Source organism: Paraburkholderia aromaticivorans (assembly GCF_002278075.1).
GTDB classification, from domain to species: Bacteria; Pseudomonadota; Gammaproteobacteria; order Burkholderiales; family Burkholderiaceae; genus Paraburkholderia; species Paraburkholderia aromaticivorans.
Genome location: NZ_CP022989.1, coordinates 3,022,108 through 3,039,171, shown reverse-complemented (window position 1 = coordinate 3,039,171; position 17,064 = coordinate 3,022,108). Strand labels below are relative to the sequence as shown.

Here is a 17,064-nt window from a genome sequence, read left to right as displayed (position 1 = left end):
CGCATGACCGTTCGCGACGGCGCTGCTGCGTTGTCGGCTGGTTTCTGCCATCATCTGGAATCGACAATGCCGTTTTGTCGGGAACGCGCGTGCGCCGCAAGATTGCCTTCCACGCGGGGGCAACAGGCGCGCAACGCCGCGTGTAGCGTGGGCCGTCCTTTCGACGCGGGGACGGCACAGCGCTTGCTCTACAGTCAGCGCCGCATGAGCTTAGGAGGTCGGGAGATGAAAACCTCGACGCTGTTGACCATGGTGACGCTGTCAGCCTCTTGTTTTGCCGCGCCGGTTCACACCGCGCCCGACAGCACGACCGCCAGTAGTCTTGCCGAACGCGCTGACGCCGCACCCGTCGCGCCCGCGGCGCCGGATGTCGCCGCCACGGACAGCAATCGTCCGCAACGATGGGAACATATCGCGCTGCCCAAATCGCGACATCTGGACCGAAGCTTTACCGGGCAGAACGAGCATCTGCAGACGTGAGACTACTTGTCGCGGACCGACATGCGTGCCGGGTTGCATGCTTGAGCTTTCTGGCGCATCAAGCCGCGCCGGGGGCGGAAGCAGGCGTGTGCTACTGGCGTGGTATTGTCCGACCGGTATCCCGGGCATTGCCCTGAGCCTGTCCGCCGGCCCGGCGGCAACCGTCACGTCCAACCGTATCACCAGGAGCGTTTGCATGACCGCATCGGCCATTCCCGGCGAGTCGATTGACCTTCAGATCGCCGATCTTCTGAGCGACGTCCAGTTTCCCACCAACAAAGACGCCCTGGTCGACGCCGCGCGCGAAGCCGGCGCGAGCAACGAGGTGCTGTCGATGCTCGACGGCATGCCGGAACAGGATTACGTCGACATCGCCTCCGTGACGCGCCTGATCAGCGGCAATTACAGTCCGGGCCTCGGCGCATGAGCGACGAGCCGGCTTCGTCGCCGCCTCGCTCCCGCGCGCCTTCTCCTTCGGTTTCCCTTGCGCTTTCGTCCGGCGAAAAGCACGGGTCCGACTGGATCTATCGCTCGCCGCAAACGGCAGGCGCGAACGGCATCGAACGGATCGAGGCTTTCTTTCATCATGCCGGCTACGCGATGCACCGGCACGATACTTATGCGATCGGCCGCACGCTGGCCGGCGTTCAGAGTTTTCGTTATCGCGGCAGTATGCGAAGCAGTCTGCCGGGCGGCACGATGGTGCTCCATCCCGACGAACCACACGACGGCCAGGCCGGCACCGGCTACGGTTTCCACTACCGCATGATCTATGTCGATCCGGCGCTGTTCCAGCAGGCGCTCGGCGGCAAGCCGCTGCCCTTCCTGGAAGGCGGGCTGTCGAACGATCCGCGCCTCTTCGCCGCCACCGAGGGCCTGTTGCGCGCAATGGAGAGCGCGATCGACCCGCTCGAACAGGACGGCGCGCTCCATGAACTGGCCGTCGCCCTCGACACGGTGGCGGGCGGCCGGGATACGCCGCGACCGGTCGATTATCGCGCGGCAAGGCTTGCGCGCGATTACCTGCTGGCGTCGCTCGATCGCGCCGTCACGCTCGACGAACTGGCTGCGGCATCGGGTCGCGACCGCTGGAGTCTGTCGCGGGATTTTCGCGCGCTGTTCGGCACCAGTCCGCACCGCTATCTGACCATGCGGCGTCTCGATCTCGTGCGGCAACTGGTGCTCAAAGGCGTGTCGCTTGCCGACGCCGCCGCGGCCAGCGGCTTTGCCGATCAGAGTCACATGACGCGGCATTTCAAGCACGCCTGGGGCGTTGCGCCCGCGCAGTGGCTGAAGATGCTTGGGTCGTCGGTGCACGGCGGGCGCTGAGCGAGGGCGGGCAGGCAGGTGTGCATTCGTGCATTCGTGCATGCGCGCTTTCGTACTCTCGTACCTCCGTACCTCCGTACCTCCGTGCTTCCGTGCTTCCGTGCCGGTGACTCGCCTGCCCGACCGCCCGCATTCCTGCCTGCCTGATCGCGCGGCGCGCAACGCCGCGCGCACAAACGTTCAAGACCCGTCTATACGTCGCGCCGTACGCTTCCCGCCTGACATAACCGCTCAGGAGGAGCACCGAGATGTCCAACGCCCAACTCACTCAACGGCCGTATCAGGCCGTCAATTTCGCGGAAAAACTGGGGCTCTTCAACGACCAGTGGCAAGCGCGCGTGGTCGCCGAAATGAACGACTATCAGTTCAAGCTGGTGCGGATCGAAGGGGACTTCATCTGGCACGAGCACGCCGACACCGACGAAACGTTCATCGTGCTCGACGGGCAACTTCGCATCGACATGCGCGACGGTTTCGTGCTGATTTCGCCTGGTGAAATGTTCGTGGTGCCGAAGGGCACCGAGCACAAGCCGTACGCCGAACGCGAAGTGAAGCTGCTACTGATCGAGCCGCGCGGCGTAAAGAATACCGGCGAGGAAGTCAGCGAACGGACGGCGGCAAACGACGTGTGGATTTAGGCCATCCGGCAGTTCGCCGCGGCTGCGGGCGACGAGCCCATCCCGCAGTTCGCCGCGGCTGCGGCCAACACGCGGCGCACCTACGATGATTCCTTTGCGCGTCTCGCTCGCGTCAAAGGCCGGGACCTTTGGCGCGCGCCGCGGCAAATGTCAGCGCGCCTCGCGCTCGGCATCAAAACGGCGACGACGCCACGATCCGCGAACGCGCCACCTTGTGCAACGCAGGCGCGCCATCGGCATCGACGGACAATTCCGGCTCGGGCGAGCGCTTCAGGCCCTTCATCACCTCCGCTGCCCCGCTCGCGGCACCCGCCTGGGTCCGCGCGCGCGGATCGCGCGTTTGCTGACCCTGCGGCTGAAAATGCTCGACCAGATGGTCGATGAAAGTCCGCACCTTCGCCGGCAAATGCAGCCGGCTCGGATAGGCGATCGTGATGTCGATCTGCGGCAAATGGTAGTTGCAAAGCAGCGGCACGAGCCGCCCGGAAGCCAGATCGCGGCCGATCAGATAGCTCGGCAGGATCGCCACGCCCATGCCCAGTAGCGCGAACTGCCTGAGCATCTCCGTATTGTTCGCGACGATCGCATTCGTGGGCCGCACCCGCACGTCGCCGTCCGGCCCGCTGAAGAGGCGTTCTTCGCCACCCTGCTCGGACGGCCGGCTCAGGCACGGATGCGCGAGCAGATGCTCGGGCCGCGTCGGCGTGCCGTGCTGGGCCAGATAAGCGGGCGTCGCGCAGACCGTCATATAGCCGGTGGTCAGCCGCCGCATGACGATACTCGCGCTGCGCATGGGCCGCGCAACGAGGATGCCGACGTCGAACCCTTCTTCCACCAGATCGACATGGCGATCGGCGAGCGTGACATCGGGCACGACCTCCGGATAGCGCGCGGCGTAAGACTGCACCACCGGCGCGAGGCTATGCAGCCCGAACACCACCGGCGCGACGATGCGCAAGGTGCCGACCGGCTCGTGATTGCGCGCCACCACCATCTGCTCCACGCCTTCCAGGTCATCGAGAATATGGCGCACGCGCTCCAGATAGGTCATGCCCGATTCGGTCAGCGACAGACGGCGCGTGGTGCGATTGAGCAGGCGCGTGCCGAGGCGCGCTTCCAGATCGGCGACGTGGCGCGTCACGACCGCGGTGGAAAGATCCAGCGCGCCGGCCGCGCGGACGAAACTGCCGAGGTCGGCCACTTTGACGAATACGCGCATCGACTGCAATTGGTTCATGGGACGACTCCTGCCACGGTAAAGCCGGGCCGGCGCACCTCGCGCGCCTGTGTCGACCCGGCGGCAAGGCGCGCGCGGGTTTGCCCAACGATCCGATTGTATCGACCCGATCATGTCCCAACCCTGACCTGAACATGACATTCCCGACAGGTTTGCCGAAGACGCCAGCGTGGCCGTCGCGAGATCTCTTGTGCGGTTTATGGCAAAAGCTATTGCGGATTTCGACTAGGTATAAACCCTAGGATGCTGGTATCATAGCGCCCGAATGGGAAATCAATTGCAATCGCTATGACACATCGTTTTCAGCTTTTCGAAAAAATCGCGTTCTCGCTGGTTTGCTGGTCCGCGGCGGCCTGCTCGGCTTTCATTGCGTACGAACGCTGCCCGGACATCAAGGTGGTGCTGCATGTGGGCGAAGAAGTCCTGCGCTACAGCGGCCAGTATTCGTTCGTGTGCGCAACGCCGGTTGCCGACGCCTGCGCGCAATTGGCGACCAACTGATCCAGCGCTTTACGCTTTACGCTTTACGCTTTACGCTTCGCGCCCGAACACCACGCGCGCGAAAAATCCCGCCAGCACCGTTTCAGCCATCTCCGCCGGCACGTTCTGCGGGTCGACCGTGTAGAAAAACTGCACGCCGTCGCACAACCCCATCAAGCCGATCGCCAGCGTCTCCGGCGGCATCAGCATCGGCGTGCCCACGCGTGCCGAAAACTCGCGGATATACGCGCTCAACTGCTCGAGTTTTTCGTGCATGAACGCGTTAAAGCGAAGCCGGAAACGGCCGTCGCGCACCGCCAGCAACTTCGCCTCCACCCACAGCAAGAAACACTTGTTCTCGCGATGCAGGTTGCTGTAGTAGCGCAGCACGCGCGCCTCCATTTCTTCACGCGATGCCGCATTCGCGAAGATAGCCTGCAACCCCGCCTGCATGACCTCGTGGTCGCGCCGCAGTAGTTCGAGGAACAACTCGCTCTTGCTGCGGAAGTTCGAATAGAACGCGCCGCGCGTATAACCCGCCGCCGCCGCGATGTCTTCGACACTCGCCGCGACAAAACCCTTCTTCATAAAAATGGCTTGCGCAGCGTCGAGCAGACGCTCGCGCGTCTGGTCTTTGCTCTGCTCGCGGGTGAGTCGTTGCCGTTTCATGGGCGCAAGTCTAGCACTGAAAAGAATCCCAATTCACCCCAACATTCAAATACAGGTGTGTATTAGAATGCAAAGCGTCATTCGAAGTCAGACGCGTATGCCAATTGCATATTGGCCGGCGCGTCTTCGCTGGCGGGCCACTGCGGCTTGCCGTGTTCGTTCGCTGTCTCCAGTTGGGGTAATTGTGAAGCGTCCCGGTCTCTGCGCATCGCCCGCGATGCGCCCGCAGTCCCATCCACATGGCCGTCCCGAGCGCCTGCGCCATGCAGCATTCGCCCTGGTTCTCGCGGGCGTCGTCACGCTCGCCGCGTGTTCGAAGAAAGAAGCCGCGGCACCCGAGCCGCGCCCGGTGGTCGCAGTCGCCGTGCATGCGGACGGCAGCGAGGCGCCGGCAGCCTCGTTGCCCGGCGAAGTGCAGGCGCGTTATTCGACGCCGCTGTCCTTTCGTGTCGGCGGCAAGATCGTCGAGCGGCGCGTGCGTCTCGGCGACGTGGTGAAGAACGGTCAGATCGTCGCCCGGCTCGATCCGGCCGACGCGCAAAAAAATGCCGCGAGCGCGCAGGCGCAGCTCGCCGCCGCCCAGCACAGCCTCGTCTATGCGAAGCAGCAGCTCGATCGGGATCAGGCGCAGGCCAAAGAAAACCTGATCGCCCCCGCGCAGCTCGAACAGACCACCAATGCGTACGCATCCGCCGTCGCGCAGCGCGATCAAGCCGCGCAGCAGGCCGCGCTGTCGAAAGACCAGCTGCACTACACCACGCTCGCCGCCGACCACGCCGGCGTGATCACCGCCGAACAGGCCGACACCGGCCAGAACGTGTCCGCGGGCCAGGCCGTCTACAACCTCGCCTGGAGCGGCGACATCGACGTGGTGTGCGACGTGCCGGAAAGCGCGCTCGCCGCGCTCTCGCTCGGCCAAACCGCCCACGTCACGCTCGCGGCGCTGCCTGGGCGCAAGTTCGCCGCGCGCGTGCGCGAACTCTCACCCGCCGCCGATCCGCAAAGCCGCACCTACCGCGCGAGACTCACGCTCGAGAATCCCGGCGCGGACGTGCGCCTCGGCATGACCGCGGATATCGAACTCGCCGCCTGGGCCAACACCGCGGCCCGACAGAACGCTTCATTCACCGTGCCCGCCACCGCACTGTTTCACGACGGCACCCATCCCGCCGTATGGATCGTGCGAGCCGCGGACAACGCGCTGGAACTGCGCCGCGTCACGGTCACGCGCTACAACGAGCGCACGGTCGTGATCGCTCAGGGCCTCAAGGACGGCGAACGCGTGGTGCTGCAAGGCGTGCATACGGTGAGCGCCGGCGAAAAAGTCCGCGCGATCGCGCCGCTGCATCCCGAGGACTTCGCTTCATGAGCACCACCCATGAAGAGGGCCGCTTCAACCTGTCCGCCTGGGCGCTGCGCCACCAGGCGCTGGTCGTCTTCCTGATCGCGCTCGCGACCGCCTTCGGCATTCTTGCCTATACGCGGCTCGCGCAATCCGAAGACCCACCCTTCACGTTCCGCGTGATGGTGATCCGCACCTTCTGGCCGGGCGCGACCGCGCGCCAGGTGCAGGAACAGGTGACGGACCGCATCGGCCGCAAATTGCAGGAAACGCCCGCCATCGATTTCGTGCGCAGCTATTCGCGCCCCGGCGAATCGCTGATGTTCTTCTCGATGAAAGACTCGGCGCCGGTCAAGGACGTGCCAGAAACCTGGTACCAGGTGCGCAAGAAAGTCGGCGACATCGCGGCCACACTGCCGCAAGGCGTTCAAGGCCCGTTCTTCAACGACGAATTCGGCGACGTCTACACCAACATCTACACGCTCGAAGGCGACGGCTTTTCGGCCGCGCAACTGCACGACTACGCGGACCAGTTGCGCACCGTGCTGCTGCGCGTGCCGGGCGTTGGCAAGGTCGATTACTTCGGCGATCCGGACCAGCACATTTACATCGAGATCGCCAACACGCAGCTCACGCGTCTGGGCATCTCGCCGCAGCAGCTCGGCCAGGCGATCAACTCGCAGAACAGCGTCGCTCAGGCCGGCACGCTGACCACCGCCGACGACCGCGTGTTCGTGCGTCCCACCGGCCAGTTCAAGGACGTCAACGCGCTCGCCGACACGCTGATCCGCATCAACAACCGCTCGTTCCGTCTCGGCGATATCGCCACGATCAAACGCGGCTACGACGACCCTGTCGTCACCCAGATGCGCGCCGGCGGCAAAGCCGTGCTCGGCATCGGCGTGACCATGCAGCCGGGCGGCGACGTGATCCGTCTCGGCAAGGCGCTCGATCAGCAGATGGTCCAGTTGCGCCGCGCGCTGCCCGCCGGCTTGCAACTGGTCGAAGTGTCGAGCATGCCGAACGCGGTCGCGCAGTCGGTCGACGACTTTCTCGAAGCCGTCGCCGAAGCCGTGGCGATCGTGCTGGTGGTGAGCCTCGTTTCGCTCGGCGTGCGCACCGGCATGGTGGTCGTGATCTCGATCCCGGTGGTGCTCGCCGTCACCGCGTTGTGCATGTACCTGTTCGACATCGGCTTGCACAAGGTGTCGCTCGGCACGCTGGTGCTCGCGTTGGGGCTGCTCGTCGACGACGCGATCATCGCCGTCGAGATGATGTCGGTGAAGCTGGAGCAAGGCTGGAACCGCACGCGCGCGGCGGCCTTTGCGTACACCAGCACCGCGTTTCCGATGCTGACCGGCACGCTCGTCACCGTCTCCGGTTTCCTGCCGATCGCGTTGGCGAAGTCCAGCACCGGCGAATACACGCGCTCCATCTTCGAAGTATCGGCCATCGCGCTGATCGCCTCGTGGCTTGCGGCGGTCGTGCTGATTCCGCTGCTCGGCTATCACCTGCTGCCGGAGCGCAAACGCGAGGCGCACGAGACGCATCTGCCCGACGATCACGAGCACGACATCTACGACACGCGTTTCTACCGCCGCCTGCGCGGCTGGATCGGCTGGTGCATCGAGCGGCGCTTCGTCGTGCTGGCGATCACGGTCGTGCTGTTCGTGCTGGCCATGGCCGGCTTCACGCTGGTGCCGCAACAGTTCTTCCCGAGTTCGGACCGCCCCGAGTTGCTGGTGGACGTGCGCCTGCCCGAAGGCGCGTCGTTCGAAGCCACGCTGCGTGAGGCCACGCGGCTCGAAAAAGCGCTGGCGGGCCGCCCGGAGATCGATCATACGGTGGACTTTGTCGGCACCGGCGCGCCACGTTTCTATCTGCCGCTCGATCAGCAGTTGCCGCAACCCAATTTCGCGCAATTCGTGATTACGGCGAAGTCGGTGAAGGATCGCGAAAAGCTCGCGCAATGGCTCGAACCGCAATTGCGCGATCACTTTCCAGCGATCCGCACGCGTCTGTCGCGTCTCGAGAATGGACCGCCCGTGGGCTATCCGGTGCAGTTCCGCGTGAGCGGCGACGATATCGCCACCGTGCGCTCGATCGCCGAGCGCGTCGCCGCCACCCTGCGTGCGGACCGCGGCACCCGCAACGTGCAGTTCGATTGGGACGAACCCGCCGAGCGCTCGGTGCGCTTCGAAGTCGATCAGAAAAAAGCGCGCGAACTGGGCGTGAGCTCCGAAGATATTTCGAGCTTCCTCGCGATGACGCTCTCCGGCTACACCGTCACGCAATACCGCGAACGGGACAAGCTGATCAGCGTCGATCTGCGCGCGCCCAAGACCGAACGCGTGGATCCCGCGCAACTCGTCACGCTGGCCATGCCCACGCCGAACGGCCCGGTGCCGCTCGGCACGCTCGGCCATCTGCGCAACGACCTCGAATACGGTGTGATCTGGGAGCGCGACCGTCAGCCGACCATCACCGTGCAGTCCGACGTCGCGCCCGGCGCGCAAGGCATCGACGTCACCCATGGCGTGGACAAGGCGTTGAGCCAGATTCGCGGCAGCTTGCCGGTCGGCTACCGGATCGAAATCGGCGGCTCGGTCGAGGAAAGCGGCAAAGGCCAGACGTCGATCAATGCGCAGATGCCGATCATGATCATCGCCGTGCTCACGTTGCTGATGATCCAGTTGCAAAGTTTCGCGCGCGTGTTGATGGTCGTGCTGACCGCCCCGCTCGGGCTGATCGGCGTGGTGCTCACACTGCTGCTGTTCGGCCAGCCGTTCGGCTTTGTCGCCATGCTCGGCGTGATCGCGATGTTCGGCATCATCATGCGCAACTCGGTGATTCTGGTCGATCAGATCGAGCAGGACATTGCCGCGGGGCATAAGCGTTTCGATGCGATCGTCGGCGCGACCGTGAGGCGTTTCCGGCCGATCACGCTGACTGCGGCGGCGGCCGTGCTCGCGCTGATTCCGCTGCTGCGCTCGAATTTCTTCGGCCCGATGGCGACCGCGCTGATGGGCGGCATTACGAGCGCCACCATCCTCACGCTGTTTTATTTGCCCGCGTTGTACGCCACGTCGTTCCGCGTGCGTGTCGATGAACGCGAGCCGCAGACGCCGTCCGCGTCCGGCACGAAGCATACGGGGAATTGAGCATGGTCACTCCCACCCTCTTGCGATACTCGCGCGTCGCCGCCCTCACCGGCATGGCATGCGCGCTCGCCGCCTGTTCGTTCGGACCGAGCGGCGAGCCGCCCGCGATGCCGCAGCCGGCGCACTACGGCGCCCAGGCGCAGCCGACGCAAACCGTGCCCGCGCAAGGCGTCACGCAGCAGTTCGTGGTCGGCGCGAAGCCGGTGCCCGAATGGTGGACGCTGTATCAGTCGGACGCGCTGAACGCGTTGGTCGACGAAGGCCTGCGCAACAGTCCGACGCTCGCCGCAACGGACCGGAGCCTTGCCGCCGCGCGCGAACAGTTGCGCGCGCAGATCGGCAGTTCGATGCTGCCGACCATCGACGCCGGCGGCCAGGCGACGCGCAATCGTGCGCTGGCGATCCCGGAGATCGGACCCAACACGTTTCTGTACAACGTCTTTGTCGGTCAATTGCAGGCGCACTACACATTCGACCTGTTCGGCGCCGCGCGCCTCGCCGATGCCGCGCTCGCCGCGCGCGTGAACGTTCAGGCCTATCAATTCGATGCCGCGCGCCGCGCGCTCGCCGCCAACATTGTGACCGCGGCAATCACGAGCGCCGCGCTGCATGCGCAGATCGAGACGACCGAACGGCTCGTGACGATCGCCAACGATCAGGCGCGCGACACGCAGCGGCGCTATGCGCTGGGCGCGGTCTCGCATGCCGATCAGTTGAGCGCGCAACAGAGTGCGGCCAGTTTGTCCGCGAGCTTGCCGGGGCTGAAGCAGCAATGGCTGAGCACGCGCCACGCGCTGGCGGTGCTGCTCGGCCGGACGCCCGACGCGGCGCCGGACGATCTCGCGCTCGCGCAATTGCATGTGCCTGAACAGGTGCCGGTGGTGGTGCCGTCGGAGCTGCTGCGCACCCGTCCCGACATTCAGGCCGCCGACGCCGCGTTGAAAGCCGCGGCCGCCGACGTGGGCGTCGCCACGGCGCAGATGTTTCCGAGCCTGTCGTTGAGCGCGTCGATGGGACAAGGCGGCTTTAGCTGGCCGGTGGCGCTCTCCGGCGCGGGCGCGATCTGGAGCATCGGTGCGTCGCTGTCGCAGCCGTTGTTTCATGGCGGCGCACTGTTTGCGCAACGGCGCGCGGCGGTCGATACCTACGACGCCACGGTCTCGCAGTACAAGCAAACGGTATTGGCCGCGTTCCAGAACGTCGCGGACACGCTCGCGGCGCTGGAGCACGACTCGCAAGCGCTGGACGCCGCGAACATTGCCGCGCGCTCCGCGCAAGGCATCTTCGATGAAACCTCCGGGCGCTACCGGCTGGGCGCGCTGCCTGTCGCGTCGGCGCGCTCGAGCGAACAGCAGTTCCGCAATGCGCAGCTCGATGAGATTCGCTATACGAGCGCGCGTCTGACGGACACGGCGGCGCTGTTCCAGGCGATGGGGAATCCGCCGGTTGAGACGGGGGTGGGTGGAGCTTCGACGGCGAGCGCGGGCACTGCCGAGTAGCTAAACCTGGGATTCCGTACCGACGGCCGGGAAGTTATCCCCACTTTTTGTTGACAGACCTGTTGATAACACCCGGAGATACCGGCTAAGTCCTTGGCCAGGCGGCACATTCTTCTGTAGACGCGTTTAGCGACGCGTCGCGCTCGATCTCGCGTCCGCAGCGGCCCGCGCATTGTCGTCCCTCGCCGCCGCGCAGCATCAATACACACTCGCCTCACCCGCCGGCCGATTCTTGAAACGTTTGTGCACCCAGTAATATTGATCAGGAATCCGTCTAACCTGCGTCTCGAGAAATGCGGTGATACGCCGCGCGTCGACCGTCACATCGTCGGATGGGAAATCACCCAGCGCTTCGAAGATGCTCAATTTGTAGCCGCGATAATCCGGCAGCACTTCCGTCACGAACGGCACCACGCGCGCATTCGCCGCACGCGCCAACCGCGAGACGGAAGTCAGCGTGCAGGCCGGCACGCCGAAAAACGGCACGAACACCGAGTCCCGCAAACCGAAATCCATATCCGCGGCCAGCATCACCGGCTTGCCGTCGCGCAGCGTGCGCAACGCCCGCCGCACGCTATCGCTGCGCGGGATCATCTCCGTGCCGAAACGGCCGCGCTGGCGCTTGGCCATCGCGTCAAAGAGCAGGTTCGACATCGGCGTGTAGAGCGAGGCGACCGGATGCCGCGTCGAATACATCATGCAGCCCGCCTCGATGCCGACGAAATGAAAGCCGACGAAAATAGTCGGTTGGCCTGTCATATCCGACAGATCGATCGCGCTCTCCACCTCGACGAGACGCGCGAGCGCCTGCGCATTGCCGAACCATTGTGGCCCGCGCTCGACGTAACTGCGGATCACGTGACAAAAGTGCGCGCGCGCCAGACGTTCGCGCGCCTCGTCGCTCATGTCAGGGAAGCACAGTTTCAGATTGGTATGCACGACGCCCCGGCGCGTGCTCGGAATGCGGTAGAGCAACGCGCCGATACCTGTGCCAATCCGCGCGACAACGCTGTACGGCAGAAAGGCAAACGCGCGCAGTAGACCCGTCATCAGACAGATCAGGATTCGACTTTTCACAAGGCGGGACCCGGTGGATGCTGGATGGCAAACACACCGCCCGCGGCAACCTCAACGGTGCCTGCGGACGAAGTGACAGACGCGCGCGCGTCATACCGGGTCTCGCGCGGCGCGGAGTTCGAGAATGGACGCCCCGCTCGCGGCGCGACGTAGTGGTGCTGGAGGCTGAAACCGTCTAGGAATCAGGCGTCCTTTAGGACCCTTGATAAATGCACCGCAGGCGTGATTAAAACACACTGCGTATGCCATGCACACAATCCGCCGGGTGGCCCACCCGGCAAGCGGCGCGAACGCCACGCCAGGCGGCGCGTCCGCTCTCTTTCAAAAACTTGCGTGTGCGAAGCGGGCGAGCTTCGCGGCCCGTACACGCCTAACAGCCCGCAAGAACTCCGCTTAGGGGCACTCAGGGCTTGTTCGACTCGAACAGATCCATGATCTGCTTCTTCTCGTTCGACGAAACGCTCGGCGGAGGCACGGTCGGCGGCGTCATGCCCGCGGGCCCCACGCCGCCAACCGCGTCGCTCACGCCCGCGGTCGGGTTCGCCGAATCGAGACCGATGCTCGCCACGAAGCCGTTGCCCGGCGTCATGTCCGTATAGAACAACTCGCCGTCGACGGCGGTGACGCCGTCCGGTTGCGCCGGTTCGCTTTGCGGCACACCGCGCAGCGCGCGCTGCATGTATTCCACCCAGATCGGCAAGGCCAGCTGCGCACCGAATTCGCGGCTGCCGAGCGTCTTCGGCTGGTCATAACCCATCCACGCCACCGCCACGAGCGATTGCTGGTAGCCGGCGAACCAGCCGTCCTTCGCGTCGTTGGTCGTACCCGTCTTGCCCTGCAGGTCCGAGCGATGCAGCGCATTGGTGCCCGCGCCCGTGCCGGCCGTCGCCACCGAATGCAGCAGGCTGTTCATGATGTACGCGTTACGCGGTTCGAGCGTGCGTGGCGCGTCGCGGCCGGCCGTGAGCGGCTGCGCTTTGGAGAGCGCCTCTCCGCGCGCATCCGTCACCTCGTTGATGAGATACGGATTGATCCGGTAGCCGCCGTTCGCGAACACCGAATACGCACCCGCCGACTGTAGCGGCGTGACGAGGCCCGCGCCGAGCGCCATCGGCAGATACGGCGGGGTCTTGTCGGCGTCGAAGCCGAAACGCTGCGTGACGAAGTCTTGCGCGTATTTGGTGCCGATGAACGACAGAATGCGGATCGACACGAGGTTCTTCGACTTCTGCAGCGCGAGACGCATCGGCATCGGACCGTCCGGCTGGTCGTCGTCCTTCGGCTCCCACGCGTCGCCGCCCGGCGTGCTCGACGGGAAGTACAGCGGCGCGTCGTTGATGATGGTGGCCGGTCCGAGACCCTTGTCGAGCGCGGCCGAATAGATGAACGGCTTGAAGCTCGAACCCGGCTGACGCCACGCCTGCGTGACGTGGTTGAACTTGTTCTTGTTGAAGTCGAAGCCGCCCACCAGCGCGCGGATCGCGCCGTCCTGCGGCGTGAGCGACACCAGCGCGCCTTCCACCTGCGGCAGTTGCGTGATCTGCCAGTTGCCTTTGTCGTCGGCGAGAACACGCACGATCGAGCCGACCTTGATCTTCGTGGCCGCCGCCGCGCGCGCGCTCAGCGCGCCCGCCGCGAAGCGCAGACCGTCGCCGCTGATCGCGAGCTGCGTGCCGTCCACCAGTTGCGCCTTCACCAGCTTCGGCGTTGCGTCCGTCACCACGGCGGCGATGATCTCGCCGTTGTCGGGGTGATCCGTGAGCGCGTCGTCGATAGTCTGATCGCGGTCGTCGCCCGGCGCGGGCAGCTGCACGAAACCTTCCGGCCCGCGATAACCGTGGCGCCGCTCGTAATCCATCACACCCTTGCGTACCGCGCGATAGGCGGCGTCCTGGTCGGCGGAGTCGATCGTGGTGATGACGTTCAGGCCGCGCGTATAGGTTTCGTCCTTGTACTGCGCGTACATCATCTGCCGGACCATTTCGGCGATGTACTCGGCATGCACGCTATATTCGTTGCCCGGATTCTTGGTGTGGATCTCTTCCTTCACCGCCTGGTCGTATTGTTCCTGACTGATGTACCTGAGCTCGAGCATGCGCCGCAGAATGTACTCCTGACGGATCTTCGCGCGCTTCGGATTGACCACCGGGTTATACGCGGACGGCGCCTTCGGCAAGCCGGCCAGCATCGCCGATTCCGCCAGCGTGATGTCTTTCAGATCCTTGCCGAAGTACACGCGCGCGGCCGCGGCAAAACCATAGGCGCGTTCGCCCAGATAAATCTGGTTCATGTACAGCTCGAGAATCTGATCCTTGGTGAGCGCGCGCTCGATCTTGTACGCGAGCAGCATTTCGTAGATCTTGCGCGTGTAGGTCTTCTCGCTGGAGAGGAAGAAGTTGCGCGCCACCTGCATGGTGATCGTGCTCGCGCCCTGCGAGGCGCCGCCGTGCGAAAGGTCGGACACGCCCGCGCGCAGAATGCCGATGAAGTCGACGCCGCCGTGCTCGTAGAAGCGATAGTCTTCGATCGCGAGCACCGCTTTCTTCATCTGATCCGGAATGTCCTGGAAGCGCACGAGACTGCGCCGCTCTTCGCCGAACTCGCCGATCAGCACGTGGTCCGCCGTGTAGACGCGCAGCGGCACCTTCGGGCGATAGTCGGTGAGCGCGTCGAGCGACGGCAGTTGCGGCCCCATCACCACCAGCGCATAGCCGATGATCAGCGCGCCCACCACCGCGATGGTTGCGATCAGGCCGGCGAACCAGATGGCGATGGTCGCACCGATGGAACGGCGGCCGGCCTCGGCGTCGCGCGAAGCTGCATTGCGTCCTGGCGTGCGCTGGTAGGAATCCCGGTCTTCACCAGACGGAGAATTGGATGAATGCGGTCGTTTGATGATTGGCATGACTGGAATAGTGGGCGCGTAACCGAACGCCTTTCTGCACGCGCTCGTGGCGCGTGCATGGATCGTGATCGGGCATCCTGGACCGAGGCGCAAACCACCGCGCGGCCCTGTGCCCCCGGCCGGCCGCACGGCACGCCCGGGACCATGTCCGGCGCAACGTAACAGCGCATTTTAAAAGAAATCGAGCGCGGTCCAAGTTAGTTTTTTTGTAAGAATTCCCTTCGTGCGAAAGGAGTCTGTAGTTCCGGGCAGTCATATGAGCGCTTTTGCGCCGGCTCGGAGTTATTCACAGAAAATGTTGAAAGGCCTGTGGACAAGCCGCCCGCAAACACTACAACTCGTTGATGTCACGGGATTTTCATGTCGCGCCCGTTCCGCAGCGGGGCAACTCGTCATATGATGGACTCCGCGCGCGCCAACACCTGCGCGCGTTGCGGCGTTCGCCAAATGTCCGCTTTGAACCGCCCATGCCAACAAGTATGCGAGCCGACCATGAACAAGCCCAGCGAACGCATCGTCGTATTCGTCACGACCGCGCAGAAACGCGCGATTACCGCCACCGCGGAGAATCTGGGCATTAGCGTCAGCGAGCTGATGCGGCGCGCGGTGCTGAGCTTCGGCGCGACCAGCGAACAGGTGAAGGCGGCGAGCATCGTCGACCGGCTGCGGGCCCCGCGTGCGCCCGATGCGCTCGACGCAGCGCTGCAGCGGGTCGCGCGCGGCACACGGCACGCGCGCGCCGCACTGCCGCCGGCCTTGCAGACGCGCGGCGACGGCGCTACCGGCGAGTCCGCCGACAGCGCGGCGGGTTCCGCTGCGTCCACGCCGGCTGCGAGCGCGCCGGCGCGCACCGTCATCGACGATGCGCCCGCGCCGCTGCTGCCGGCGGGTGTCGCCGCCGCCCTCGCCGCTGACATCGACGAGGAAGCCGTGGCCACAGCGGAGGCGGTCGCGCGGGTGGCGGCGGCCAAAGCGGCTTCGACAGAAGGAGCCACGCTCCAGCCAACCGATTCCGAAGCGCAATTGCGCAGCGTGCTCAAGCGCCCCCGCGTCGACAGCGTGCGCGAAGACGACGATCCGCTCGGCGAGCCAAGCACAAAGGGCGGCCGCTTTGCTTGACGAGGCGGCGCAGCGTACCTGATATGAGACGCGAGTCCGCGCATTGCCGTTGCATGTCGTTACATCTGCACGCATTCGAATGCGTGCGCGTTGCGCATGGCGCGCAAGCGAACCTCGTGAATCTGTCATCGCTCCCTTTAAGGCGGTTTTAAGAGAGCACGTGGTGTAATATCCGCGAGCGTCAGAATGACGCGCCGCGCGATTTAACCTTTTGAACTGCTCGCAGCCCGATATCCGAATCGAACAATTTACGTCGCCGCTATTGCATTCGCCGCGTGCGCCCCGAACTCCGGTCCGAACGCTGCGCAGCTTCGTGCGCAGCGGCGTAAAGTAGCAGTTGAATGCAGTTGGGCGCGCGGGGTTATTCAGCGCCGTTTACATTCTTTGGAGGTTTTCATGTCGCTTTTTGACAGCATTTCGCGCACGCTCAAAGGTCTCCTGAACGACGCAGCCGATTCCGTGCAGGATCCGTCGCGCGACTCGCGCCAGATCGTGCGCGAACTCGACGAAAGCATCGCCAAAGCCGAGAACTCGCTGATCGAGATCCAGGCGCAAGTGGCCACGCAGCAAAGCAAGCGCGATGTTGCCGCCGACAAGGCGAAGAAGTATGAAGACGGCGCCAAACGCGCGCTGCAATCCGGCGACGAAGCGCTCGCGCGCGAGGCCCTCGGCGCGCAGGCCACGGCCGAAGCCGAACGCGATGCGCTGGCGAAGGAATTGACCACGCTGGAGCCGTCGGTGGCGCAGTTGAAGAGTCAGATCGAAGACATGCGCACCCGTCGCAACGACCTGAATGCGCGCTCGAACATTCTGCAAGCCAAGCAGCAGATCGCTCAGGCGAAAGACGTGGCGGCCACGGCGTTGGGCGGCATCGGCGGCAAGAATCTGTCCGAAGATTTCCAGAAGCTGGAAGACAAGGTTGCGCTGTCGAATGCCCGTTCGGACGCCCGCCTGAATTCGGCCGACGTGAAGAGCGGCAAGGCGCTCGACGACAAGCTCGCGGATCTGAACCGCGGCCCGTCCGTCGAAGATCGTCTCGAAGCATTGAAGAAGCAGATCAATACGCCGGCCCAGTAATTGCGTCGGCAGCAGTACATACCGGCGGCCTTCGTGTGAGCCGCCGGAATC

The 17,064-nt window shown here is 64.8% G+C and carries 14 protein-coding genes; 10 read left to right on the top strand and 4 right to left on the bottom strand.

The genetic code is table 11. The features are described from left to right. Positions 1-225: 225 nt before the first annotated feature. From CJU94_RS13905 to CJU94_RS13890, 4 genes are all read left to right on the top strand, one after another. Positions 226-480 carry a hypothetical protein gene (locus tag CJU94_RS13905; protein ID WP_095419173.1) on the top strand — a complete coding sequence of 85 codons (255 nt, stop codon included), beginning with the start codon at positions 226-228 and terminating at the stop codon, positions 478-480. Positions 481-676: 196 nt separating this feature from the next. Further along, positions 677-907, top strand: coding sequence for a DUF2795 domain-containing protein (locus CJU94_RS13900; protein WP_095419172.1), 231 nt, complete (start codon positions 677-679; stop codon positions 905-907). After that, positions 904-1,809 carry an AraC family transcriptional regulator gene (locus tag CJU94_RS13895; protein WP_095419171.1) on the top strand — a complete coding sequence of 302 codons (906 nt, stop codon included), beginning with the start codon at positions 904-906 and terminating at the stop codon, positions 1,807-1,809. The genes CJU94_RS13900 and CJU94_RS13895 overlap by 4 nt, the downstream gene beginning before the upstream one ends. A 248-nt stretch (positions 1,810-2,057) precedes the next feature. After that, positions 2,058-2,447, top strand: a complete 390-nt coding sequence (locus CJU94_RS13890; RefSeq protein ID WP_095419170.1) for a cupin domain-containing protein — start codon at positions 2,058-2,060, stop codon at positions 2,445-2,447. A gap of 172 nt (positions 2,448-2,619) precedes the next feature. On the opposite strand, the gene CJU94_RS13885 is transcribed toward CJU94_RS13890, so the two are convergent. Next, positions 2,620-3,684, bottom strand: a complete 1,065-nt coding sequence (locus CJU94_RS13885) for a LysR family transcriptional regulator (protein ID WP_095419169.1) — start codon at positions 3,682-3,684, stop codon at positions 2,620-2,622. Positions 3,685-3,972: 288 nt separating this feature from the next. On the opposite strand from CJU94_RS13885, the gene CJU94_RS13880 reads away from it, so the two are divergent. After that, the gene (locus CJU94_RS13880) at positions 3,973-4,185 is read left to right on the top strand and encodes a hypothetical protein (RefSeq protein WP_095419168.1); all 213 of its coding nucleotides are present in this window, start codon (positions 3,973-3,975) and stop codon (positions 4,183-4,185) included. 30 nt (positions 4,186-4,215) lie between these two features. Here CJU94_RS13880 and CJU94_RS13875 read toward each other — a convergent pair whose 3' ends face one another. Further along, the gene (locus CJU94_RS13875; protein ID WP_095419167.1) at positions 4,216-4,833 is read right to left on the bottom strand and encodes a TetR/AcrR family transcriptional regulator; all 618 of its coding nucleotides are present in this window, start codon (positions 4,831-4,833) and stop codon (positions 4,216-4,218) included. A gap of 217 nt (positions 4,834-5,050) precedes the next feature. On the opposite strand from CJU94_RS13875, the gene CJU94_RS13870 reads away from it, so the two are divergent. From CJU94_RS13870 to CJU94_RS13860, 3 genes are read left to right on the top strand one after another with little or no spacing between them, the layout of a single operon-like run. Then, positions 5,051-6,202, top strand: a complete 1,152-nt coding sequence (locus CJU94_RS13870) for an efflux RND transporter periplasmic adaptor subunit (RefSeq protein WP_095419166.1) — start codon at positions 5,051-5,053, stop codon at positions 6,200-6,202. Further along, on the top strand, positions 6,199-9,336 hold the full coding sequence (locus CJU94_RS13865) for an efflux RND transporter permease subunit (RefSeq protein ID WP_095419165.1): 3,138 nt from the start codon (positions 6,199-6,201) through the stop codon (positions 9,334-9,336). Before CJU94_RS13870 ends, CJU94_RS13865 begins: the two co-directional genes overlap by 4 nt. A 2-nt stretch (positions 9,337-9,338) precedes the next feature. After that, entirely contained in the window at positions 9,339-10,835 is a 1,497-nt protein-coding gene (locus CJU94_RS13860) for an efflux transporter outer membrane subunit (protein WP_095419164.1), read from the top strand. A 198-nt stretch (positions 10,836-11,033) separates the two neighbouring features. Here CJU94_RS13860 and CJU94_RS13855 read toward each other — a convergent pair whose 3' ends face one another. Further along, positions 11,034-11,885: a lipid A biosynthesis lauroyl acyltransferase gene (locus tag CJU94_RS13855; RefSeq protein ID WP_244220832.1), complete on the bottom strand. Its 852-nt coding sequence runs from the start codon at positions 11,883-11,885 to the stop codon at positions 11,034-11,036. A 430-nt stretch (positions 11,886-12,315) separates the two neighbouring features. Then, the gene (locus CJU94_RS13850) at positions 12,316-14,817 is read right to left on the bottom strand and encodes a penicillin-binding protein 1A (RefSeq protein ID WP_095419162.1); all 2,502 of its coding nucleotides are present in this window, start codon (positions 14,815-14,817) and stop codon (positions 12,316-12,318) included. A 492-nt stretch (positions 14,818-15,309) separates the two neighbouring features. Here CJU94_RS13850 and CJU94_RS13845 point away from each other — a divergent pair, with 492 nt between their 5' ends. Next, positions 15,310-15,936 carry a hypothetical protein gene (locus CJU94_RS13845; protein ID WP_095419161.1) on the top strand — a complete coding sequence of 209 codons (627 nt, stop codon included), beginning with the start codon at positions 15,310-15,312 and terminating at the stop codon, positions 15,934-15,936. A 396-nt stretch (positions 15,937-16,332) separates the two neighbouring features. Then, entirely contained in the window at positions 16,333-17,013 is a 681-nt protein-coding gene (locus CJU94_RS13840) for a PspA/IM30 family protein (RefSeq protein WP_011488613.1), read from the top strand. The last annotated feature ends 51 nt before the right edge of the window (positions 17,014-17,064 follow it).